The sequence below is a fragment of the Paenibacillus sp. 22594 genome (assembly GCF_052044425.1).
Taxonomy (GTDB): domain Bacteria; phylum Bacillota; class Bacilli; order Paenibacillales; family Paenibacillaceae; genus Paenibacillus_AQ.
The window spans coordinates 80,059-104,236 of record NZ_JBQENA010000008.1 but is presented as its reverse complement, the minus strand read 5'-3'; the positions used below and the strand labels follow the sequence as shown (position 1 = coordinate 104,236).

19 protein-coding genes are annotated in these 24,178 nt (G+C 50.1%); 3 read left to right on the top strand and 16 right to left on the bottom strand.

All coding sequences use genetic code 11. From position 1 onward, the window contains the following. Positions 1-114: 114 nt before the first annotated feature. Positions 115-684 (bottom strand): hypothetical protein, encoded by a 570-nt coding sequence (locus tag ACTJKB_RS23320; protein WP_440836745.1) that lies wholly within the window; start codon positions 682-684, stop codon positions 115-117. Positions 685-982: 298 nt separating this feature from the next. Then, the gene (locus ACTJKB_RS23315; protein WP_440836744.1) at positions 983-1,864 is read right to left on the bottom strand and encodes a helix-turn-helix domain-containing protein; all 882 of its coding nucleotides are present in this window, start codon (positions 1,862-1,864) and stop codon (positions 983-985) included. Positions 1,865-1,999: 135 nt separating this feature from the next. Here ACTJKB_RS23315 and ACTJKB_RS23310 point away from each other — a divergent pair, with 135 nt between their 5' ends. Continuing rightward, on the top strand, positions 2,000-3,214 hold the full coding sequence (locus ACTJKB_RS23310) for a sugar efflux transporter (protein ID WP_440836743.1): 1,215 nt from the start codon (positions 2,000-2,002) through the stop codon (positions 3,212-3,214). Between the two features lie 15 nt (positions 3,215-3,229). Then, complete coding sequence (locus ACTJKB_RS23305; RefSeq protein ID WP_440836742.1) at positions 3,230-3,634, top strand: LytR/AlgR family response regulator transcription factor; 405 nt, start codon at positions 3,230-3,232, stop codon at positions 3,632-3,634. A 19-nt stretch (positions 3,635-3,653) separates the two neighbouring features. Here ACTJKB_RS23305 and ACTJKB_RS23300 read toward each other — a convergent pair whose 3' ends face one another. The 3 genes from ACTJKB_RS23300 to ACTJKB_RS23290 all read right to left on the bottom strand — a co-directional run bounded on the left by ACTJKB_RS23300 (position 3,654) and on the right by ACTJKB_RS23290 (position 5,723). Further along, the gene (locus ACTJKB_RS23300; protein ID WP_440836741.1) at positions 3,654-4,154 is read right to left on the bottom strand and encodes a hypothetical protein; all 501 of its coding nucleotides are present in this window, start codon (positions 4,152-4,154) and stop codon (positions 3,654-3,656) included. A gap of 454 nt (positions 4,155-4,608) precedes the next feature. Next, positions 4,609-5,403 carry an SDR family oxidoreductase gene (locus ACTJKB_RS23295; RefSeq protein WP_440836740.1) on the bottom strand — a complete coding sequence of 265 codons (795 nt, stop codon included), beginning with the start codon at positions 5,401-5,403 and terminating at the stop codon, positions 4,609-4,611. Continuing rightward, entirely contained in the window at positions 5,400-5,723 is a 324-nt protein-coding gene (locus tag ACTJKB_RS23290; RefSeq protein WP_074087076.1) for a DUF1330 domain-containing protein, read from the bottom strand. The genes ACTJKB_RS23295 and ACTJKB_RS23290 overlap by 4 nt, the downstream gene beginning before the upstream one ends. 150 nt (positions 5,724-5,873) lie before the next feature. Here ACTJKB_RS23290 and ACTJKB_RS23285 point away from each other — a divergent pair, with 150 nt between their 5' ends. Next, a complete protein-coding gene (locus tag ACTJKB_RS23285; RefSeq protein WP_440836739.1) occupies positions 5,874-6,740 on the top strand; it encodes a LysR family transcriptional regulator in 867 nt (288 codons plus the stop codon). On the opposite strand, the gene ACTJKB_RS23280 is transcribed toward ACTJKB_RS23285, so the two are convergent. The 11 genes from ACTJKB_RS23280 to ACTJKB_RS23230 all read right to left on the bottom strand — a co-directional run bounded on the left by ACTJKB_RS23280 (position 6,737) and on the right by ACTJKB_RS23230 (position 24,176). Continuing rightward, entirely contained in the window at positions 6,737-11,149 is a 4,413-nt protein-coding gene (locus tag ACTJKB_RS23280; RefSeq protein WP_440836738.1) for a helix-turn-helix transcriptional regulator, read from the bottom strand. The genes ACTJKB_RS23285 and ACTJKB_RS23280 overlap by 4 nt on opposite strands. A gap of 218 nt (positions 11,150-11,367) precedes the next feature. Beyond that, the gene (locus ACTJKB_RS23275) at positions 11,368-13,614 is read right to left on the bottom strand and encodes a helix-turn-helix transcriptional regulator (RefSeq protein ID WP_440836737.1); all 2,247 of its coding nucleotides are present in this window, start codon (positions 13,612-13,614) and stop codon (positions 11,368-11,370) included. A 60-nt stretch (positions 13,615-13,674) separates the two neighbouring features. Continuing rightward, positions 13,675-14,892 (bottom strand): MFS transporter, encoded by a 1,218-nt coding sequence (locus ACTJKB_RS23270; RefSeq protein ID WP_440836736.1) that lies wholly within the window; start codon positions 14,890-14,892, stop codon positions 13,675-13,677. A 42-nt stretch (positions 14,893-14,934) separates the two neighbouring features. Beyond that, positions 14,935-16,644, bottom strand: a complete 1,710-nt coding sequence (locus tag ACTJKB_RS23265) for a hypothetical protein (RefSeq protein WP_440836735.1) — start codon at positions 16,642-16,644, stop codon at positions 14,935-14,937. Positions 16,645-16,663: 19 nt separating this feature from the next. Then, on the bottom strand, positions 16,664-17,536 hold the full coding sequence (locus tag ACTJKB_RS23260) for a carbohydrate ABC transporter permease (RefSeq protein ID WP_074087085.1): 873 nt from the start codon (positions 17,534-17,536) through the stop codon (positions 16,664-16,666). A 139-nt stretch (positions 17,537-17,675) separates the two neighbouring features. Further along, positions 17,676-18,578 carry an ABC transporter permease gene (locus ACTJKB_RS23255; protein WP_440836734.1) on the bottom strand — a complete coding sequence of 301 codons (903 nt, stop codon included), beginning with the start codon at positions 18,576-18,578 and terminating at the stop codon, positions 17,676-17,678. A gap of 95 nt (positions 18,579-18,673) precedes the next feature. Next, positions 18,674-20,281: an extracellular solute-binding protein gene (locus ACTJKB_RS23250; RefSeq protein WP_440836733.1), complete on the bottom strand. Its 1,608-nt coding sequence runs from the start codon at positions 20,279-20,281 to the stop codon at positions 18,674-18,676. Positions 20,282-20,689: 408 nt separating this feature from the next. Then, entirely contained in the window at positions 20,690-21,181 is a 492-nt protein-coding gene (locus ACTJKB_RS23245; RefSeq protein ID WP_440836732.1) for a DedA family protein, read from the bottom strand. 4 nt (positions 21,182-21,185) lie between these two features. Continuing rightward, the gene (gene pssA, locus ACTJKB_RS23240; RefSeq protein WP_440836731.1) at positions 21,186-21,710 is read right to left on the bottom strand and encodes a CDP-diacylglycerol--serine O-phosphatidyltransferase; all 525 of its coding nucleotides are present in this window, start codon (positions 21,708-21,710) and stop codon (positions 21,186-21,188) included. 24 nt (positions 21,711-21,734) lie between these two features. Continuing rightward, on the bottom strand, positions 21,735-22,424 hold the full coding sequence (locus tag ACTJKB_RS23235) for a response regulator transcription factor (protein ID WP_440836730.1): 690 nt from the start codon (positions 22,422-22,424) through the stop codon (positions 21,735-21,737). A gap of 33 nt (positions 22,425-22,457) precedes the next feature. Then, positions 22,458-24,176, bottom strand: coding sequence for a sensor histidine kinase (locus tag ACTJKB_RS23230; protein WP_440836729.1), 1,719 nt, complete (start codon positions 24,174-24,176; stop codon positions 22,458-22,460). Between the last annotated feature and the right edge of the window lie 2 nt (positions 24,177-24,178).

Below are 24,178 nucleotides of genomic sequence, written 5' to 3'. Positions count from 1 at the left end.
CCCGCGCTCCAACAACGGCATTTCTGCCGTTGTTCCTCCTCAAACCCGCCGACGACGCTCCAACAACGGCATTTCTGCCGTTGTTCGTGCAACCTCCAGCCAACAGTTCCCCGTTCACCACAGCTGGTCGTCCGAAAAAGAATGGATAATCTCATAACGACAAACTCTTCTGCCACTGCTCGTTGGCACAGGTCTGAGCCGCCCCTTTGTACAAAGTATCTGCAGCGTATTTCGAACGGTCCGCAGGTTGATTCCAAGCTCCTTGACCAGGTCAACCGGACGGATCATTCCTTCCCGTGAAACTGCAAACCGGATGATCTCACGCTCCAGACGGTTAAATTGCTCTGCAATGTTATTCCCACTTATAAATGGAGCCAACAGGGACCGTATCAACGAAATCGTAAGCTGCGGGCTTGCTTCGAGGTCATCATACGGAATCGATATTACTCTATAGCCTGCAATTTGCAGAAATGTTTCCCGGTTGAGCTCCTGCCGATACCGTGTCCGGTCCATATTCTGAACATGCGGACCATAGCCCTTCACTTCGAACGCGAACTTTACCTGCCCCGGCTTCCAGACCAGATCCATAAAATAAGGCCGACCCCGCCAATCCGCAACCTCATATTCTGGATGCAGGTCCTGCAAAGAACCCATCATCGGCCACCACACCTGCTCCAAAAACATACGCTCTCCGTGACCATGTCCCCGTTCCAGCCGATTCCTTCTTTCTCCTTTCCTGCGATCAGTATGATACTTGAGCCATAAGCTGTAAGCTTCTTGAAATCCCATAACATGCTTTCCCCTTCCCTTAGCACAAAAAAATCCCGCACCCATGAATCCATGAGTACGGGACGTGCTTCGTCCTTATTAAAAAGTAGTATAGGGGTTTGATATTCCCCTGTAAATTATATACAGCCTATACTTGGAACACTCCAATACAGTGCCTGCCGATTCTTCCATCTACGCACCAGCCATACCCCGCTCAATTCGTCAGAAACTTCCGTGCATCCGGCGAGACACCGGAGAGGTTCTGGTCTCCGCTGGTGATAACATAGGTACCTTCCAGAATCGTCTCAGGCGGACGGCCCCGCACCTCCTTAGGCGTGACGCCGTATCTGGCCTTGAACACCTTGTGAAAATAAGAATACGTGCCGAACCCGCAGCTTCCAGCGATATTTTCCAGCCCCCAGTCGGTATAGCGGATGCGCTCCAGAGCGTTGGACAGCCTAATCTCCTGGGTGTAGTGAATAATCGTATACCCTGTAAGCTTTTTGAAAAGATGCACAGCACGGGAAACACTAAGCCCGGCCGCTGCTGCAACCTCCTCCACCCGCAGCGGGCGCAAGGCATGCTCGTTGATATACCGCTGCATCAGCAGTACCATTTCATTGGAACGCACCAGCGGGTCCTGACGGGAAACGGCCTCCTCCGAGAGGCGGTCGAGTGACAAACATAAGGCGCACAGCAAATGCCGGATCAGCTCGGGGTTACCCTGCACAATCCGGTGCTGTTCGATGCTCAACTGCTGCCACAAGGAGAGCATTCCGGCATCCAGATGGATCCGCTGCTGGATCGGGCGGGGCCGGGTCTTCCACCACTGTTCAATCCACAAACCTTCGCAGAGCAGATAATAATCCCCGCTTTCAATATTCCCGTCCATGGCCTCCACCTCTAAATGATAAAGCTCACCAGGGGGGTAGATCAGCAGATCGCCGGGCTCAATGACTTCCATTTTCCCCTTGACCAGCGCTCTGCAGCTGCCCATCACCTGCAGCCGAAACAGAAAAAAGGGCGGCGGCGTAAAGGATGTTTTGAAGGGAAGGGTATGAAAAGAGTACGCGCAGGCATGCAGCTTCAAATCCATAGTCTCACCGTCCCAGCCAAATAGTAGAGGTTTTCAAGCAGATAAAACATTCTTTAATCATCAACAATTATCTATACTATAACCAAATGAAAGATAAAGCTGCAAGCTGATTCTGAAGGAGACGCTCCCGCCCCTATGTTGAACCGAACCCGTAATCTGTTCCTGATTTCAGGCTATCCTGTATTTCTGATCTGCATGATGCTGCAGGGGATGGCTATATCCATTAGCTCCCCATTTTTGGCTGTCTATTTCACAACAAAGCTGGGTGTATCGGCAGCCACCTTCGGTGTGTTCACGGCCGTAACCATCATTAGCGGCGTATGGCTCAGCATGTCGATTGCCAAACGCTCGGACAGCGGGCTGAACCGCAAAAAGCTGATGGTCACCGCCATGTTTTTCAATGCGCTAGCTTTTTCCGGCTACCTCATCATCCATGAGTTTTATGGACTGCTGCTGTTTATGACCGTATTTACGGCACTCGGTGCCCCGGCCATGCCCCAGCTCTTCGCCAGTGCGCGGGAGGCTGTCAATGCCAGCAAATCCGATGATCATGCCTTAGCCAATTCAACGCTTCGTTCGATGTTTTCACTTGGTTTTATCGTCGGTCCGCTGGTGGGCTCGGTTCTTATCCATTATTTTGGATTCCGGGGCATCTTCACGAGCACCACGCTGATTTTTATCTTGAATGCTATGTTAGCTCTTTTCTTCATAAAAGCTCCTGCCGTTCCGCCAAAAACCGTCAGACAGAAGCCCAAGCCCGTAAGATTGCATCAGAATCCCCGAGTCCTGGTTCCTTTTCTGGTGCTGACGCTGCTATATTCCGGGCATTGGATCAACAACCTGAACATTTCCCTGTTCATTACGGATACACTTGGCGGAGATATGCAGAATGTCGCATCGGTATCCAGTATTTGTGCACTGCTTGAGATCCCTCTGATGCTTGTACTGGGGCTATTGTCCGCTAAATATTCCGCCCGGCTGCTCATGGTCTGGGGAATTGCGCTGGGTGCAGCTTATTACATAGTCGTGCTGTTCTCAACTTCATTGTGGCAGATTCTCGCCGGACAGGTACTGCTGGCCTTCTTCGTAGCTGTTATCTCCGCTATCGGCATCAGCTATATTCAGGACTTGCTTCCCGATTTGCCAGGATATGCTTCAACACTGTATACGAATTCAACGACGATCGGCAGACTGCTGGGAAGTCTGGCCGGGGGGGCAGCAGCACAGTGGTTCGGATACCGGAATGCCTATTGGGTATGTCTGCTGCTGGGCCTGCTCTCTCTGGCTTTGCTTGCACTACCTCAACGTTTGGCGGCAGAAGAGGGAACCCGCTCTACCAGCATCACATAACAGGAGGAATCTGCGATGAAAATTATACTTGTTGACGACAACCCTCATGTGCGCAGTGAGCTTAAGCTGATGCTGGAGCAACTGCCTTTTGAATATGAAGCGATTCTGGAAGCGGCCTGTGATTCGCGGGCCATCCGGCTGATCGAACAGCATGAACCGGATCTTATTGTGACGGATGCCAAGCTGCTGATCAGCGAAGCCAGTGCGATAGAACGTGTGAATGGAAATCAGCCTCATGGCAAGATTGTTGTGACCAGCAGCCACGAATTTGTCCTGGATGCCTTTTGCAAAGGTGGCATGGATGCTCTGCTGAAACCTGTTGCCAAGGAAGGGCTGATGTACGTATTGCTTAGAGCGGCAAGCGCTACGGGGCATGAGAGGATGTATGATGAGCAGCCGAGGGTTGCTCCGGCGGGGTAGTTGTTGTGGAAGGATAAGGCTACATGAAGAACTCTGCGTGAGATTCCTTAGACATTTCCAATAAAACAACTCCGATAATGAACAGGTTAATGATTATCAAACCAATAGTCTGGAATCTCCAATTTTTACGGGTGAATAATCGCGTGAATAGAAACCCCAGTGAGATTCCTTCCCCTATTAAATTCATGGGTAACAGTACTATAGACATAAGAGCCAATGACAGAATATATTCCGATATCATTCCTCCTATTACCAATAATCCAATCAGACCCAAAACATGCACCCAGGGCCACAGGACCAAGATTGTACTAATCTTGTTGGAATCCTTAATTAAAAATCCCAGAGTGACTCCAATACCCGCCAGCAGAACAAGAAACGAAGTTGAAGTCTCTATAGGCACGCTCTCGTGGCTAAATACCCGCCCATCAAATTCCTCAAAAACACTGCGTCCGGTCTTATAACTGCATGCGGATAAAACCGCAAGAACAAAGACAAGAATAATATTCGGTAATCGTGCCATGCTCCATCCTCACTTTCAGTTTCTCTTCTCAATACCTGTCCTTTTCATTCCTTTGCTCAACCTTCAGAACAAACAATATGAACAACAATTGTATAAAAAAACACGCCGTAGGAAAAAGCAGCAGCATTTCGGGCTGCTAGCCTGGAAAAAGATGAAAACTATGATCTTCACTAGCCATATTCTCTTAGCTCAAATACATCCGGGAAACCCAGATGTATAACAACTATAATAAAAACATACGGAATCCCTTTACAGAACAATAAAAAGCCCACACATACAATCATCCTTAAATCCAGTAATTGCCAATATTATCATCGGCTAAATTCTGGAATGAATGAATAGCTCCTGCTTATAACAAAACAAAACCAGCCGTCACCGGCTGGTCTGTAGTCGTATGCCTCCTATTCTACGACCGGGTTTCTACTTTATATCCTAGCAGCAAATCTTCCCCCAGTTACACCGTCGGAATCGTCCCTCCGTCAATCACATATTCACTGCCTGTAATCGAAGCAGCCCGGTCAGATACTAAGAAAGCCACCAACTCGCCAACCTCCTCAGGCAGTCCCGGACGGCCAAGAGGGATACCGCCCAGTGAATCCATCATCTGCTTCAGTGCAGCTTCCCGGCTTCCTGCCGCCTGGGCAATCCGTTCTATCATTGCTTCCGCCGCCTCAGTCTGGATAAAGCCCGGTGCTACGGTGTTAATGCGGATGCCACGCGGTGCAAATTCATTGGACAAGCCTTTGCTGTAGTTGGACAGCGCAGCTTTGGCAGCAGCATAAGCCAGTGTAGTTTCATACAGCGGCAAACGTCTCTGAATCGAGGAAATATGTATGATGACACCGTAGCTCTGCTCCAGCATCAGCGGCAGGAGCCCGCGGTCCAAGCGGACGGCGGCAAGCAGATTCCAGTTCAAAGCCTGAAGCCAGTCTTCATCGGTCAGAACAAGTGCTCCGCCCGGAGGTGTGCTGGAACCTCCTACATTGTTCACCAGAATATCGATGCCGCCAAGCACTTCCTTCACCCCTCGGATGACCTTCTCCACTCCTTCAGTAGTAGCAATATCCGCTTGCACGAACATCTCTGGCTCCGGCAGATCGGCAGGCCGTGTACGGGCAGTCGTCATTACAGTTGCACCGCTGCCCGCCAGCCTTTTGGCGATGGCCTCCCCCATACCCCGGGTACCTCCGGTCACCAGTACTCTTTTCCCTTCAAATTCATGTGCGGTATCCTTATAAGCTATATTCATTTCTTATCCTCCTCTGAATGAGTTACTGCTGTGGAGACACCTTCAATGATAAACCCGCGGTAGGTTCCGCCCCGAAGCCGATGCTGTACCGCATCTTGATACGCTGGACTATAATACCAGGCCTTGGCCTCCTCAAAGCTGGGGAACTCAAGAATAGCTGCTCCTTCCATAGCGGGTCCCTCTATCACTTCATGGGTCCCATACATGGCAAGCAGAGTTACGGGGTGGCCCGCCAGACCGCCAGGCGCTTTTTGTGAATAGATTCCGAGCTCTTCCGGATTTTGGCTTTGCTCGCGAATAAAGATGACAAATGCACTCATAGTTCTCCTCCATTCCTGTATTGAAGTGCCTGCTGATCTGCTACAAGAATAGTTTACACCGCTCCTTTATATAAGTATAATTTATCTTATTCATATAATTGATTATTATTATTCATATAAAAAGGAGGGATTCCCCTGGAACTCACACAATTGGAATACTTCATTACCGTCTCCAAATTTGAGCACATGACCATGGCCTCCAAGGCCCTTAACCTGACCCAGCCTGCCTTAAGCCACGCCATTTCGAAGCTGGAGGATGAGCTCGGGATGCCGCTGTTTGACCGAAGTGGCCGGAATATCCGGCTCAACCGTTACGGGATACAGTTCGCCAAGCGGGTAGAAGAAGCTCTGCGGAGTATTGAAGGGGGGATTCAGGAGATCAGAGAGTGGTCTGACCCGGATACCGGCCTAATCTCCATTTCCTATCTGAACATTCTGGGCGTTGATTTGGTTCCGAACCTGGTGAAGGAATATAAACAGCACCATCCGAAGGTCCGTTTTGAACTATTTCAGGGCAACCTGGGTGATCTGAATGAGCATTTTGACAAGGGCAGTTCGGACCTGATGATTACCTCCAAGGAATCCACAATAATGAAGCACGAATGGCTAACGATTCAGAAGGTGCCGCTGTTTATCGTCGTTTCCACCCAACACCCTTTTGCTCAGCGGACTTCCCTCAGTTTGACCGAGTTGTCCGGTGAACCTTTTGTAGGTCTCAAAAAAAACTGCGGCTTAAAAGCCACGCTCCACGCACGCTTCGAAAATACCGGCTTTCAGTTGACCTCTACCTACGATGCCGAGGATCTGGTTACAGTCGCCGGCTTCATCAAAGCAGGACTCGGCGTATCCGTGCTTCCGCAAACGCCGGGGCTGATGCTGGAAGGGCTCGTATGGGTTCCCATAACCGAGGAAGGCTGGGAATGGGAAATTGGCCTCAAATGGAGAAAAGACCGCTACCTCCCGGCAGCGGTCAAACCTTTTATTGATTTTATCGAACAGCGGCAGGCTCCATGCTAATTCAGCAGGTTAAGCTCCCGTGCCCTGGCAACAGCCTGCGCACGGCGCTTCGCGCCAAGTTTGCCGTATAACCGGAACACATGGCTTTTTACCGTTCCTTCAGTGATCCCAAAGCGGGTGGCAATTTCCTTATTGGAGAGTCCGTCGGATAGCGAGCACAGGATCTCATGTTCCCGGAGCGTCAGCGGTTCCATCAACGGTTCAGCCTGCGCTGCAGCTAACAGATCCACCGGATGCTCACCAGACAAACCGGGGATTAAACGATCCGCTTGCGGCTCAGACCCAGTTGTACCTGCTGTGGAAGGACCCGCCGGACGGGAATCTTCAAGGGCCTGCTGATACACCATCCGGGTGATCATAAAGTCAAGCAAGGTTTGCAACTCATCCGTAAAGGCTCCGGCGATCAGATGATTCTCCAAATAAACAACAGACCTCTCCGCTCCCCCAGGGAAGAAAACAGGCAGACATAACACTGATAATGACTGGTTGCCCATGATGTATGGATCAGCTGCATAGGAACTGACTGAAGCATTAGTAAGCAATACCGGCTCTCCCGTCCTCATTACGTAGCGGACCACCGACTCTGCATATCTGTCTTGCGTATTCTCCGCTGAGCCGCTTCGGGCGACAATTATATATTCTTCCTCACGGCTGCCAAAAATATATCCTTTCACCGCTCCCGAATAGCGGAGCGCCGACTCCAGTAAGCTGTTGAGTCTGTCTCTCCAGTCCGAGCGGCCTGCTCTTTCAGCAGAGCTGGACATTTGCCGGAGCAGCTCTTTTCCGTTGTCTGAATACACCGCAGTTTTAGCGTGTCCTATGGCCGCGCCCACCACCAGCTGCTCCATGGTCCTCCCGGCTGCCGGTAACTTCAAATCCGGATATGCCTTTCCAAGCTGAGTCACCTTGGCGGCAGCCCCCCAGTGCAGATAGGCCATGCAGGCATCCTTTAACAATCCGTCAGCTCCCGTGACCGTTCCGGCCGCCCGGTAAAATGCTGACGCCCTTTCGCAGGATATGCCCTCCAATAGCCCGTTCTTTTCTTGACGTGCAGCTGCAATAGCCTGTTCATAGCCCTTTGCTGCTTCGGTGTGATTCCCGTTCAAATGCTGCATTTCCGCCTTGATCAGCAAATTAGCGGAATATCCCTGACCGAAGTAGCCTGTCCATGATCTCATCACATGCCATTGCTTTCTGAGCTTGCTGCGGATATGCCTCCGTTCTGCCGGAGGAGACTCTGCATACAGCGCGGCAAGCGCCAAGGACTGGTAAACATGCTGCTTGCGCACCTGCATCCGGGTCTGCCGGAAGGTATTGAAGCTCCCCTCTTGTGCCCAGTCCAGCGCATCCCGGAAACGGCCTTCGAGATAGGCGATTTCCATTTGACACGTGCAGATGTAGAACACTTCGTTATTCAGCACTTTACTGGAGCGGCTGCCCTGGACGGGAACCGGGGATTCTTCGCCTTCAGCAGCCAGTCCCTGCAAACGGGCCACGTATGCTTTGGAGATCCGGAAGATATTCAGGGTGACCGTATCCACCAGCTTGCCTGCAAGGCCCTCATATTCTGTAATCAACGCAGATAATGCAGCCGGGCCTCCGGTATGGTTCGTCACCGAGGTTAGCATGGCAATACTGACAAACGGTAAATTGGCCGCTTCCATTCCATGCTTCACCGACTGCCGGAAATGCTGCAGCCCCGCCTTCGGCTGATGCTTTAATAGGGCCAGCCCTCTGATATAGTCCAGTCTGCATCTTAAGTCCACGCTTTCAAAAGAAGAGGCAAGCTGTACAGCCTCTTCGATATAAAAAGCGCCGGTTTGTGCAAAAGATAATTTATTCCGCATGAGCACTAAACCGTAACCGGCCAGAATATAGGCAAATGCTTCATTGTTCCCCCGGCTTAGCCCAAACCGTACAAACCGGGAAAAGAGTACCGCCGCCAAAGACAGGCTTAAGGTAAAGGCGGAGCTCGCAATCGACATGACCAGCTCAGACAATGCTATATAATGAGGGTCCCGGTTGACAGGAAGACGCTGCAGCACATTCCGGTGCTGATATAAGACTTTTTGCGCCAATGCCACCTCCGTTATCACAGCAGCGGAGGAGGGTTTCACCGGCAGCTTCCAGCCCCACTCCGCCAGCGCCTCCCGTCCAACCTGCACTGCCTGTTCATCTTTCTTCAAGTAGGCACACATGGCGATCCGGATGCGGTAGATTCGGGATCGCTCAAGCAGATCTGTTGTAGCGGCCAGCAGCCGTTCGAGCCGCACGGCTGCACGCTCGGTGTAGCCGCACATATATTCACATTCAGGCAGTTCCAGCAGCAGCCTGTAAGCAAGCGACCCGGGAACGGCTTCCTCCTCCCCGAGCAGATGTAGTCCCGTCTCCAGAAAATACAGCGCTGATGCAAACGCCGTAGTCGCCTTCGACTTCAGTCCGGCATGCAGGTTCAAAGCGGCAAGCCCGTTTCTTTCGGTCTCGTCTTCCATTTTCACAGCGCCCAAATTCAAGTGGTGTACCCGCTCAAAAACAGAATACGCGATCCCGCCCATATCCTTGCTCATGCTGCGTCCAATTGCCAAATGCAGGCCTGCCTGCTCCGTGACCGGTATGATGCTATATACGACTTCCTGCACCCGGTCATGTAGAAAAGTATATACAGAATCATCCGCGTCCCCCGGGTCAGCATCCTTCTCCAGGTTGATCAAACCTTCTGCCTCCGCAATGCGCAGCAGAGCCAGCGTATCTTCCACGGTATATCCGCTCATTGCAGAAATCGCCGACACGCGGAAGCGGTGACCCAGGGCTGCGGCTATCCCCAAAAGGCCGATGGTGTCCCCGGGAAGCTGCCGGATGCGCGCCTCCAGGAAATGTAGGAGTCCCGGCGCTTCCGGCAGCTCTGCAATGGCTCCGGTATCCCAGACCCAAAGGGCCTGCTCCTCGTCATAGTACAGCTTGTGCTCACGGTACAGATTGTCCATCAGCCTGTGAAGGTACAGCGGATCACCTGCGGTCCGGTGATACACGAGCTCTGCGAGCTGCCGGATGCGTGAGGTATTTTCCTTCAATAGCTGGGAGAGAAACTGTCTTACATCTTCGTATATCAGGGCTTCCAATTGAATATGCCGGATATGCAGCGGCCTGCCCTGCTGCTTCGGAGATAATACCTCATCCAACCACATAGCAGAGGCGGGATATCCATCTACACTATCCAACCGTTCCTCAATCGTTTCTGAGCGAAAGGTTCCAATGACCATTAACCCGTACATTGCCAAATCTTCAGCAAGGATATACAGGAAATCGAGTGTATCCGGATCAGCCCACTGCAGATCATCCAGGAATAATACGAGCGGCCGTTCCTTACTGGCAAAAGCGCCGATAAACATGGGGAGCAGACGGCGGAAACGGACAGCAGCCTCCACTGGCGGCAGCGCTTCTGCCTGAGATGCCCCTCCAAACAGCCCGGCAGCTTCAGGAAGGAATTCCGTGATAACACCCGCTCCCTGGCCCATGGTCTCTCTCAAATGAATACCCAGCTCCGCTGCCATATCCGGTGTTTCACTCCATACTTGTTGCAGGAGTCCGCCAAGAGCCTGTAAAATCGGGGCAAAAGGCATCTCCCGGTTCATTGGATCGCATTTGCCTGTGACAAAGCGGCCCCCTTCACGGAGTACTGAAATATATAACTCCTCGATCAGCGCCGTCTTCCCGCTCCCTGAGCGGCCAGTCACCAGTACAAAAGCCGAGCTTCCGCCGCAAGCCTGCTCATAAGAAGCATGCAGCTGCTTCGCCTCCAGCTCCCGCCCATACAGCAGCTTTGGCAGCCGGAACCGGCTTGCACGGTCGGCCAGCCCAATCTCAAAAGGAAGGAGTTGACCTGTCTCTTCGTACGCGGCAACACACTGCCGCAAATCGGCAAGCAATCCATAAGCGCTCTGGTACCGCATTTCCGGTGACTTGCTCATAAGCCTCGCGATGATGTCCTCCAAAGGACCCGCCAGCTCAGGCCGGTACTCATGCAGCGGTCCGGGGATGGCAGCCATATGCAAATGAACCCAATCCTCCCGGTGCTCCGCCTGAAAGGGCAGGCGACCGGCAAGCATCTCGTAGAAGATCACACCAAGCGCATACAGATCACTGCGTTCATCCGGCTTATACTCCATTCTGCCCAACTGTTCGGGGGCCAGATAGGCGTAATCCGCGTCTCCATTCTCGATTAGAAAAGCCTCTCTTAAGTCCAGGGCCAAACGGACCGAGGACGGATTTAGGCGGCCAATCATTCTACTCTGATGATGAATCGTCCGGACCATCTTCGTTAATGCTTCAGCACTGTATAGAAAGGAGGATATTTCCATAATGGTACCTTCTATTATTTCCGCCAGCTTGAACCCTTCTTCGATTGGCATTCTGTCATTCCCCCAAGTAGTCCATACGTCGCTCCCGCAATCAAAACAAAGTAAGTAATTATACCTATTCTAGCATTTAATTAAAATTTAACGAGCCTTTTTTAAACAGGAAAGTTGCAGGATAAGCCGCAATGGGGGTATAACACAAAGCAGCGGTTCTCCAGTGAAGGAAGAACCGCTGCTTTGCTGATCTTTTGCATATTCCGTAAGAAGTAGAACTATCTATGCTCCTCCTGCCCGCCCGGCTTCATCTTCAGCTTGCGGTAATCACCCGGAGTCACCCCTACAACCCGTTTGAATACCCGTCCAAAGGTGATGGAGTTGGCGTAGCCCAGCTTCTGTCCGATATCCTGCAGATTGTCGCTGGTAGTGGCCAGCAAATATTCTGCCCGCTGCATCCGTAGCTGGGTCAGAAAATCCACAAATTTCATGTCAAATTCCTCTTTGAACAGGTGGCTTGCATATTTGCCTGAAATCTGGAACCGGTCGCTCAAATGCTTGAGCGATAAGTCAGGATTGTCAAAATTCTCTTCAATATATACCTTCATCTCGCTGATCATCGCACGGTAGCTTTTGGACTCATTGACCGAAACATAGATGCGGTAAATCTCCGCGAGCCAGTTCAGCATGACGGCATGGACCTGTTTCAAAGTCGTTTCCGCTTCGATTTCGCTGTAATATCCCTGCAGGCTCGGCTCGCTGAAGATTCTCTTCAGGCTGTCCGAGAGCTGTCCCAGCTCACGGTCGAGCATTTGGATCAAGGTATGGAGCATCATATGAATCTCTTCGTCCTTTACCTGATCTTCGCTGAACCAGACGAACAGTTCATCCAACTTCTGCCGCCAATTTTCGTCCGCGATGCGGAATTCCCGCACAATCTCACCCAGCATCTGCAGATATTTATAGGACTGCAGCGTGGAGCGGTCCGGCAGGTTATCACTCAGCACAACCCTGTCCTTGCCAAGCGACAGCTTGTGCTGCAGTGCCATATCGGCCGCAGAGGAAGACTTGGGAATTTCTGAAAGTTCCTCTACCACAGGACCGATGCCGATGGCCAGCGAGAGCCCCAGGTTGTCGCTGACCCATCGCAAGCAACGCTCCGCAAGGGTCCGCAAACGGGTCTTGTCTATTGCAGAATGATCGCCGGCGCTGACCATCAGCCCAATCCGGTTGCTGCTGACCCATTCGCCCCAGCCTTCGAGGCCTTCTTCTCCCGCAAGCTCCTGGAACAGATTCATGAGTGTCAGCTTGAGCAGATTCTGATCCTTGGCAGGATATTTATGGCGGAAATCATCGTATTGATTGATTTCTGCCGCAATGTAGGCAAATTGCATGGTTGCCCCGCTGAACGGGCTGAAGCGTTCCAGCCTATCCTCCAGGGAGACAATCTGTTCCCCCTCCAGCAGATCCAGAAACAGCTGGCGGCGCTGGACCAGCAGATTCTCATCATGCTGTTTTTGATAATCCATGGTCTGATGGATCAGAGTTTCGAGCGCCTGGTCAATCATCACCAGTTCGTTCCTTGAGGTGACATCCATGCCCTCTTCCCGGAACTGAAGTGCCTGAATCCGGTTCATCATCGCCTGGATCGGGCGATAATTTTTGCGGGTAATATACAGGATGTATAAGGTCCCCAGCAACACAGTCAGAACGCCGATGATGATCCAAATATATGAAACTACCGACATCCAGGCGAACAGCTCACCGGCAAGGATGCCGCTCTCGAAGGTCCAGCCCACATTGCCGGCAGGTATCCGGGTGAGAACACTGCTGCTCAGGATTTCTTTTTCCCCATGAGCCGTATAGACAAGTTGGCCTTGATCATTGACCACACGCATGAAAGACACCTTGCTGTTCGTCATATCATCAATCATCCGTTCGATCCGGTACATGCTGAGATTGACGACAATGACACCCTCGGAGCCGAAAGGAAGCGGCAGCTTCTTGTACATACTGATGACTTGTGAGGTTGGATCGGAGCTGAACAGCCGCAGGCTGCGCACATCACTCCACTCGCCGGTGCCCGCCTTGGTCAGTGCCTGGTTCAGGTAATCCCGGTCTGCAAAAACATCGCTGTCCACCAGCCCGTTCAGGGTAAGCACCTTCCGGTCGAGCTCCCTGTAAATATAGATGGAGTCAATCAGCTGATTACGGTAAATCATGCCCCGCATATCCTTCACGGTATTATACAGCCGGGTCCGGTCTCCCTGATCACTCTCCCCGCTCAGAAAGTAGCCGTAATCATGATTCGTCTCCATCTCTTGCAGCACAGCCAGTTCCACTTCGCTTAAGGCATTTTGTACGGAATCGACAACGTAGCCGGTAGAGATACGGTTGGCCTTTTCGGTCTCACTGCGTGAAAGCTCACCTACAATGAGAAAGGAGAGAAAGATGAGAATCGATACGGTCAGCAGAAATATTGGGAAGTAAGAGAACATCATCCTGCTGGACCAATTTCGCTTCATATGAACCCCCCCGCCCCTCTTCACTTGAATACCCGAGAGATGCATCAGGAGCTTGGCCATTTACAAGTTCGGTGACACTCTCGCAATTCTGTTAATCCAATATAACATGCCCGCCCCGATTAGTGCACTGACTGTGCAGGCCAGGTACATCACCTGGGGTCCGCCTGCACTATACAAATATCCGTTCAGCAGGTTGCCCACAATTCCCCCAAGACCTGAAAAGACCATATTAAATACGCTTTGCCCGGTAGCCTGCATTTTCTTACCTGCAGCGTTCGCCACATATTCAACTGCAGCGACATAGAACAAGCCGAAGGACAAGCCGTGCAGCACTTGAATGCCAATCATAACCACAGGAATCGGGAACAGCCATTGAATCGCCCACCGCAGTGCGTAGAAAAAAGCAGCCAAAAGCAACGTACGTTCATACCCGATTCTTCGGAGGATTTTGGCGGCAAGCAGCATGGAGGGGATATTGGTCAAGGAAGCCAGCAAGAGCGCGGTGCCGACCATCGAATAGCTGCCTCCGGCATCCTGAAAGGCCAGAACGAAAAAGGAGTTATAGGCGGTAAGCGTCTGATTGACAAAAAAGCAGGCCACCAGAAACATCACGAACAGACGGTTCCCCAGCAGTTCCTTAAGTCCCTGGGACAACGAAATCGTAGTCGCATTGTTCTCCGTGGTGCGGGGTAAGCTCAATACAGTGACGGCGCCTGCGAGGCTGAGCACCAGAAATGGCATCCACAGCTGTGTAATCCCGAACTTTGACAGATAAAATCCCGCGGCATATCCGCCCAGCGCTGTACCCAAGCTGCCCATCATGCGGATCGAACCATAGGAGGTCCTCGCCTTGCGCGCTGCCGAAACGGCATAGGAATCAGCAATCGGGCTTTGCGTAGCCTGAAAGATTATGGACAGGATATACACCATCACGATCACTAAAAAATACTTAAAGCTATAAAAAAAAGAAAGGCAGGCCGGTACAGATATGCTGAGAATAAGCACAAGCTTCGTCTGCCGGTAGCGATCCACCAGCATGCCCCATACAGGCTGCACCAAAATAGATAACAGCGTTCCTATCGACATTAGTGCGCCTACAACCTCTGCCCCTACCCCCTGATGAACAAACAGGGTGGTCAAATACGGATTGAATAATCCACCCGCGAGGCCTGACAACAAATACACCATACGGAGCTTAATCAGCTCCATTCTAGCTTCCAAAGATATTATCGCCGCGTTCTCCATGTTGCATTCTTCCTTTATTGTTAGTATTCGCAAAAGATAGACCTCCCGCCTGGCTTGAGGTCTATCCGGATGGTTTTATGGAGTGAGCGGGTCCAGCTGCAGTGTGAAATTCATATGCGAGTCCCCGTCTTGTGGACGGTACAAATAGATAATCTCCAGCAGCTTTGCTTCCTGATCCCAGTAAATCACAGGGTCTGGTGCGGTGGCAGACACCTTGCAGCTCAGATTAGGCAACGCCCATATATCAGGGGTAATCTCCGTCAATGCAGGGGAAAGTCCAGGTCCGCTGATTTCGAAATAAACCTCGATCTCCAGGTCTGTACTCAGCTGAACGTCTACCGAAAGCCAATCCTTTTGAACAGCCGCCTCAAAAACCATACCCCGCAAATGGCTGTTCCAGCCTTTGCCCTTCTCCCGGCGTAGCAGCCGCAGGTAGCATTTCTCCCCGTCAGCATTCATCCAGTGGATGGTCGCCGGATGCATCTGTCCGTTCGTGTTCCGGCTGCCGGACATCGCTCCGATCATCCGCTTACTTTCAATCCAGGCAGCTGCAGTGCACAAATTGCGGTTCTCCCCGGGTTTATCCCGTTCACAGAGCTCCCGGAACTGTCTTTCGGTCCGGCAGTCTCCGGCATGCATCTTGAACTGCGGCAGCAATTCTTCCGGAAGGTCCACACCCACCAGTGCAATCAGCGGGTCATGGCTGGTCTCGCAGTTCACCGCAGTCATATATTCATAGCCCTTGCCTAGCGCCAGATACAGGAAAACACCGATAGAGCTGTGGCCGACCAGTTCCATCTCATAGGCCCGCCCGAAGGGGCCGGACAGATTCTCCAGATTCGGATTATAGAACTGTGCGATATTCGCCCAGAGTCCATGCTCAAGCTTGCCTCCGGTCTCGCGGATGACAGCAGTCTTGCCGTACACCCTCCACATCCCCAGCACGGTCAGATCGACACCGTAATAGGTAGTCGTATTAAACTCCGCCAGCGAGCTGAATTCCCCGTAAGCAGCCAGCATATCTGCCGCTTCCCGGTCCGCATGCCCCATCCAGGCAGCATCCGCAAAGCGGTATCCGTAGTAGTGGGTGATGAAGATATGCATAAGCAGGATATTGGAGTTCATGGGAATGGCATCCGAGAACCGGCGGTCAATCGAAGCACCCACGGCTTTCCGCATTGAGTCATCCATACGGCGAACCAGGGCCGTAGGCATCAGGGCCTCGAATTCATCTAGAATCACCGCAAAGGTGCAGGCAATGAATTCACGCCAGTTCGGATCATAGCTTTTCCATACCGGCGGCAGCACCTCATCTACCGCGTTCCGCAAGGCTTGTCGGATTGCCTTATCCTCCAGACCGGACGCCGCCAAATTCCCTTGACCGGCCAATTGGCCGGTTAGTTTCTTGCCAACCTTCTCCACCGTCTCACTCAGAAAAAAGGCGAAGCCTGGCGCGAACTTTTTCCAGTCATAGTTGCCTGCAGGGGGTAATCCCGCCTGGGGTGAAGTACGGAAGGTACCGTGGTAAATTTCATCCGGACAGTCGAACTGCAGATCCATCACCCGTTCCAGTACGCCATATGCCCGCTCTGCATCACCAGACGCATTTCGCATCAGCAAAGCCAGTGCATAATGTCCGCTGCTGCGGGTATTGTGTTTGTCCGGCTCTTCTTCGTCCCTGAGCAGCTCCATTGCTCCGTCATAGAGCGGGTCCATCATTTCAAGAGATTGAACCAGCAGGAACCGCTGCTGATCGCTAAGCCGTTCGATCATGACCTCAGTCATGTTGTGCTCCTCCTTCGCTTTAGCCTTTGACTGCACCGACCATCATTCCGCTGATGAAGTAGCGCTGCAGGAACGGATAGACGATTAGAATCGGAAGGGTTGTGAAAATAACGCTTGCTGCCTTAAGGCTCTCCGGCATCAGCTTGTTCATGCCAAGACCTTCCTGCTGCATCAAATCGCTGACCTGATTATTCTGAATCATTTGGTACAGCTTGAGCTGCAGCGGATAAAGATCCGTATTGTTGATGTACATCAAGGCATCCTGGAATCCATTCCAGCGGCCTACGGCATAGAACAGACTCAATGTAGCCAGCGCTGGAAGCGACAAGGGAAGAATAATACGGAACAAGGTCCCCAGATGGGTAGTCCCGTCAATCTCCGCCGCTTCTTCCAAGCTTTTAGGAATGCCGTTCAGGAACGAGATCAGAATGATCATATAGAAGGGACTGATCAGACCCGGCAGCACCAGCGCCCAGACGGTATCCAGCAAATGGAGATTACGGACCAGAATGTAGTCGGGAATAAGACCGCCGCTGAAGAACATCGTAACGACAATAATCAGCATGAACCATTTTCGTCCCCGCAGATCCCTTTTGGAGAGCGAGTACGCAACGGCTATCGTCATGGCCATAGACAGTGCTGTAGCCAGAATGGTCAGAAAGATCGTGAAACCAAGAGAACGGATCATGGACATATCGGAGAACACCTGGGTGTACGCTTCAAAGCTGATTTCCCTGGGGAAAAAGCTGACCAGTCCCGCCATAATCGGACGGCTGGAGCTTAAGGATATCGCAATAATATGAATAAAAGGCATTAGGCATAGGATCACAACGAACGTTATTAGCAGGATATTAAAGACATCAAATATCCGGTTAGCTGCGCGTTCACTCATTTTTTTCTCCCCCTCATTCTCTGTTTATTCAAATATAAGAAAGTATAAGTTTCACACTATACTTTATCCTTCTATTTCTCGCTGAAACGAATACCGTCCTTTTATGGACGGTGTAGGCGTTTCTACTTGCGGCTCTGGACTAGAGTATGCTCTCATCCGCCAGTTTCTTGGATGCATAGTTCGATGCGAGCAGGAAGATCAGCCCTACCAGTGCTTGGAACAGGCCTACCGCTGTTGCCAGTGATATTTGGCCAGACTCGATACCCACACGGTATACAAAGGTACTGAGCACCTCGGAATAATCCCGGACAGCGACATTACCGATAATGAACGGACGGTCGAAGCCGATGGAGATCATGTTGCCCAGATTGATGATGAGCAGCGTAGCGATGGTGGTTTTAATGCCCGGTAAGGAAATATGCAGGATCTTCTTGAACCGGCTGGCTCCGTCTACCTCTGCAGCCTCGAACAGCTCTTTGTTGATACCGGTCAGTGCCGCCAGATACAGGATGGTTCCCCAACCCGCGCTCTGCCATACGCCGATTAGAAGGTAGGTGACGAGCCAATAGTTTTTGTCTGATAGAAAAGGAATGGCATCCAGGCCCATACCGGTCAGCAGATTGTTAATGAACCCCGATTGGGTCCCGAACACCTGCAGTACAATGCCTCCGATAATAACCCAGGAAATAAAGTGGGGCACATACAGGATCGTCTGGGCTAGCTTCTTGAACCAGGTTATTCTAAGCTCATAGAGCATGATAGCCAGGATCAGAGGTGCGGGAAACGAAACGATCAGATCCAGCAGATTGAGCATCAGCGTATTGCGCAGCGCCTTGAAGAAGTTGTTGTTCTGGAACACTTCCCGGAATACATCCAGGCCTACCCATTCACTGCCGCCAATCCCCTGAAAGAAGTTAAAGTCCTTAAAAGCGATCTGTACCCCATACATGGGTCCATATTTAAAGATGATAAAGTAAATGACCGGCAGCAATAGCAAACCATACAACTGCCAATGTCTGCGTAAATAAACTGAATTCCTCACAGCCTTCACTCTCCCTCTTCCATCCTGCGGCAGCGGATGGCAGGGAAGCCGGAAGTGGCTCCCTCTACCGGTACTTCGCCGTCATTCAGCTTATTTTATTTGGAGCTCATTTCTTTGTAAGCTGCAGTACGTTCATCCAGAATAGCCTGGCCGCCGCTAGCCATGTAATCTTTGATCATAGAATCGTAATTGCTGTCGAACTGATCCGGTTTGATCATAGTCAATTTCACGATAATTTCCTGGAACTTGTCAGCCAGTGCCGTGCCGTATTTCGCTTCCGCTTCAATCGGGTGATCGAATTTCACAGGCTGAATATTGTCTGTATTCGAGATTTCCACCGACTTCTTCATATCTGCCTGATACTTCTCTGGTGTCTGTGCAATGTACGCTGCTTCATTCTTGGCATCGTCTCCGGCATATTTACCATTAACAATGATGGCAAGGTCACCGAAGTTGTAGATCCGGTCCATAGCTTCCTGAGTCGCATCCGGTTTCACTACAGGCACTCCGTCTACAAGCGTATAGTTCTCGTTCTCTACACCGAACTGCATGTCGAAGAGGTTCGTACCCGAAGCCATCCAATCGAGATATTTCAATGCGGCTTCAGCATTTTTGCTGGATTTCGGGATCATGACGTACATGGCATTTGGCGCATAAGCCGGCTTGGCATGTTTGCCCTCCGAGTTAGTAAATGCATCAACAGGTGTGATCACTGCGCCAGGCACATTGGCCTGCAGATTTTCGTACCCGCCATTTGCTGAGAAGTACAATTCACCTGCATCCTCTGTATAGAAGCCAAGCAGACCGTTCTGCAAATTCTGCCATAACTGCTTCTTGTCTTTATCAAGACCGAAGTCTTTGCTTATAAGGCCTTCGTTATACAACTTGTTCATGAATTTCAGACCATCCTTGAAGCCCGGAAGCAGTGTTGGATAATCATTGGAGCCAAGCTGCTGGGTCAAGGTATACTTCTGCTCATCGGTGAGCGGCTGGATGAAGGACCAGAGAAGCGGCTCATATTGAGCGGATGCCAGACTCACACCAAATGGAATCACCTTACCTCCGGTATTGCCCGGGTCTTTATCCTTAAATGCTTTGAGTGTAGTGTAGAGCTCATCTGTTGTCTGCGGCACCGGCAAGCCAAGCTTGTCCAGCCAATCCTGGCGGATGTAACCGGCGTATTTGCCCAGTACAAGTCTTCTGCCCGGAAGCGCGAATTGCTGTCCTTTATATTGTCCGTAGGCTAACGTGTCCTCGCCCAGAAATTTCTTAAGGTTCGGAGCATTCTTATCCAGCAAGTCCGTAAGATCTGTCAAACCGCCCTGCTCAGCATACCGGTTGAAGGTTCCAGAATCGTAGGTGAACACAATGTCCGGCACTTCACTTTGGCTGGCCATCAGTACATTCAGCTTCTGAATTTCTTCCGAACGCGGCACCGGCACGAACTGGACATCAATATTGTTCGGCTTGCCAAAACGTTCCTGCACCAGCCTTGTCAAATAACTGTCGGTGATGGTGTAGCCGGCGGGTGAGTTCCCCCGGTCGAACAACTCTACTTTTAATGTAGTAGGCTTGGATGATTCTGACGCCGCATTCCCGCTGGCTGCATCCTCCTTGGAAGAACATGCGGATAATAGCATAGAGGAGATTAATACGACCGCCACTGTAGGACCTGCCCATTTCTTAGACCATCTTGTTGTCATTCTCTCATCACCTTTCCCCTTTTGATGTTATTTAACATGTCATCGAATGTCTATCCACTGGTGTATGTCGCCTTCGATGTCACCTAGTATTACATACGAATACAAGTGCGCACAATAAACCATTTTCTGTTGATAAATATAGAGATTATGGCGCTATATATGTAGGGAAACATAACAAGTAAACAATAATCGTTAAAGTAAACTGCATTCCGCACACCAAAAGGATGCACGTCCTGCCTGCACTTCCCCCTATTGTGTGCCCGCTCTGGCATACTTATGCCACTGATGTTAGGTATTTGCCCACCCCCTCCCATTAGTTTACACAGTTCAAGTCTTGAGAAGCAAAAAAAAGACGCTCCCGGCGTCAGGCCCGGGAACGTCTGCAGTACATATTTCTATTGGCGCGCGCTAGAATGAAAACTTCTGTCCAACAAAAAAGCCAATGGATACAAACAAAACCGTCCAGACAGCGGCTCCAATACAGCATAATAAAAAATACTTTTTAAACGGCATCGCCGTAATTCCTGATATGTATCCGGCTGCATGTCTTACTCCTGGAATGAAATAAGAAAAAAAGATTGTCCAGACCCCATATTTTGCGAACCATCTTTTTACCTTCCGATATCGTTTGGGAGTCAATCCAACCCATTTACCGCATTTGTGAATAATACTGTAACCCAGCTTTCTTCCAATGGTATAGCTGAGGGTCATCCCTGCTACGGACCCGATAAAACTAAACAGTATCACAAGCAAGTAATTCAACACATGTACAGAAGCTAAGTAACCAACAAACACCATTAGTGTCTCATCGGGTACGGGAAGACCTACTATTCCGAGTGCGAGCAAAACTACGATTGCCGCATAACCGAATTGTGAGATGAATTCCGTGACCATCTCCATGATTTCACTTCCTAACCGTTATCTTTTTTAATGATGGAAACCGGATCCGGCTAATCATTAACAAAGAAAGGGCGCCAATTAATGCTATAATCACTGCTGGCTCCATATGATGATTGGGAACAGAAAAGAACGATAGAATCACTCCGGCCGCTGTAATCGGCAACCCTGTAAATTCCGTACTGGATGCAGATACATTAAATCGGGCTAATCGGAGAGCACCACAAATGATAAATACAATGGCCGCAGCTCCGCCTCCCCCATGCAAATCGCCTGACTGGTGCAGTAGAATCAGAAAAACAGGCGCAGCCCCAAATGAAATCAGATCTGCCAATGAATCGAGCTGTTTACCGAATTCACTCGGACAGTTCATTAATCTGGCTAACAGACCGTCAAGCACATCAAAAAAGGCTGCCAGCAGAATCAGAAAAAATGCAATCCTATAATAGGCTTCAATCGTAAATATCAACGAAGCTGCTCCAGCTCCTAAATTAAATACAGTGCATATCGAGGGTATCCATTTCCATATCATGATGATCTACTCCTTCTAAGAACCTTACTTATCTCCAGTCTCTTGATGAAACTTATATCCTGCACCGATGACCGTACGAATATAACTCGATTCATACCCAAGCTTCGCTCTCAGTTTCTTAATATGTGAATCCACAACCCTATAATCCCCATCAAAATCTATACCCCACACCCGATTAATGATCGCCTCTCTGGAAATCACTACATTTTCATTATTCATAAGCAGCAATAACAGCTCATATTCTTTCGGTGCCAGCTCAACCTCTCTGCCATCCACCTCCAGTTTGTGGGCTAACGTATTTAACATTGCGGACCCAAATTTCATCAAATGCCCTTGTGGCTTATAATTTTCATTTGCACGTTTCATAAGCGAGTTCGCTCTGGCAATAAGCACCTTGGGACTAAACGGTTTGGTCACATAATCATCCGCTCCAAGCTCAAAGCCGTGTACCTTATCATGATCTGCTGATTTAGCTGTGAGTATGATGATGGGCACTCCTGAGCGGCTGCGAACTTTCCGGCATACTTCAAACCCATTCATCTTAGGCATCATTACATCGAGAATTATTAAATCCGGGTAGAACAAATCGAAATCATCTAACGCATCCTTTCCGTTCTCAGCTTCAATAACCTCCCAGCCATCCTGAATGAAATAGTCTGAGATAATTTCCCTGATTCGGGTCTCATCTTCAACAATAAGAACTTTCTTGCTCATCGCATTCCCTACTTTCAATCTTGTGACTATCGTTTAATTGCTGAAATGGATGATAAAACGGACCCCATTCTGCAAATTTTCCACTTCATAGTCGAAACCGTGCATGCCCAAAATCTGCCCGGCAATCGAAAGGCCCAGCCCTGTACCGCCGGTCTTGCGGCTGCGTGAAGGCTCTCCCCGGTAAAACCGTTCCCAAATCAGATTGAGCTGATCGTCTGGTATGTTCTCGCCAATATTATCAACATAGAGATTAGTACTGGTGTCGCTATGAATCTCAATGGAGATCACACTTCCTTCTTCGGCATGACGAATGGCGTTCATAATCAGGTTGATAATGACTTGTTCCATCCATTCCTGATCAGCCAGTACATGCAGTTCATTCACAGGCACAACTATAATCTCCAGTTCCTTCTCCTTGAGTAAGTACACCAGCTTGTCAGCAACTTTCTCCACCAGTTCGCTGAGCAAAAACATCCGTTTCCTCAGCACTATGGTTCCTGACTCCAACCTCGCCAAATCCAGCATATCCTTAATCAGCATCTCCATCTTACCCGCTTCTTCGATAATGACTGACATGTAGTGCTCGCGTTTATTTACATTCACTCCATCCTGCAAGCCTTCCGCGAAGCTTTTGACAATACTCAGCGGGGTCTTTAATTCATGTGAAGCGTTGGCAAAAAAACTCTGCTGGAGCACTTCGAGTCTCTGTTTCTGCTCAATATCCTCTAGCAATTTGACGTTGGCGTCTTTCAGATCACTTAGCGCACTGTCCAGTTTCTGCGACATCAGCAGCATACTGTTCGACAGGCTGCCTAACTCGTCCTTTTGGCGAATCGGGGATACAGCCGTAAAGTCGAAGTTAAGCATCCGCTTCGCCATCTGATTCAGGGCGATCAGCGGTTTGGTTACTATTTTTGAGAAGAACAGGGATAAGATAAGGATCAGTAAGAAGCCCCCAATTCCCAAATAGATATAGAATTCACGAAGTGCATCATTGGTATCGCTAATTTCCTGGATGGAGGTAACCGAGAACAGGATTTCCAGCTCTCCATTATTTTTTAAGAGAGGCTGCAAAATGATAACATTGTTTGTTCCACTCCAGGATTCAAACCATGGGAACTGTTGTATCTCCATATGGTTCAGCCGCTTTTTTAATTCACCGGATAACGGAAATGTCTCGGACAACGCCTGCATGAGCAGACCTTGCCGCTGATTCCAGATTTTAAAGTAAGGCAGTTCAATATTGCTTACCGTCCCTGACACCTGAGAGGAAACCTCTCCCTCATACTCACCGATCACTTTAGAATCCGATATGTATATTTTTTCGGGATAGAGCACGCTGGTATTCTCTTTCCCCCGTTTCTCTACCTCACCCAAGAGCGTGATCCGATCCCCTTTCTGAATATTCGCAGCTCTGAACTGGTCTCCATACAGAGTCATAAACAGAGATAATGAGACTGTCATTTTCTGACCGTCATCCTGCGTGATACGCATATGGTAAGGATCATCAACAACCACTTTTCCATCCATATCTATGATTGCCAGTTGGCTTCTGTTCCGGGTCATGAATTTGAGTATTTCACGGGTGAGCTGATTGGAGCTCCAATCCTTACGGGTATAATCAGAGGCAAACTTCGCCAGATGCTGTTCCACCTTATTTAATTTGTGATTCTCGTAAAAGTCATTAAAGAGCAGCAGTTGCGAGAGAATGATCATCATATAAAAAAAGGCAAAAAACAAAACAGTTATCATAA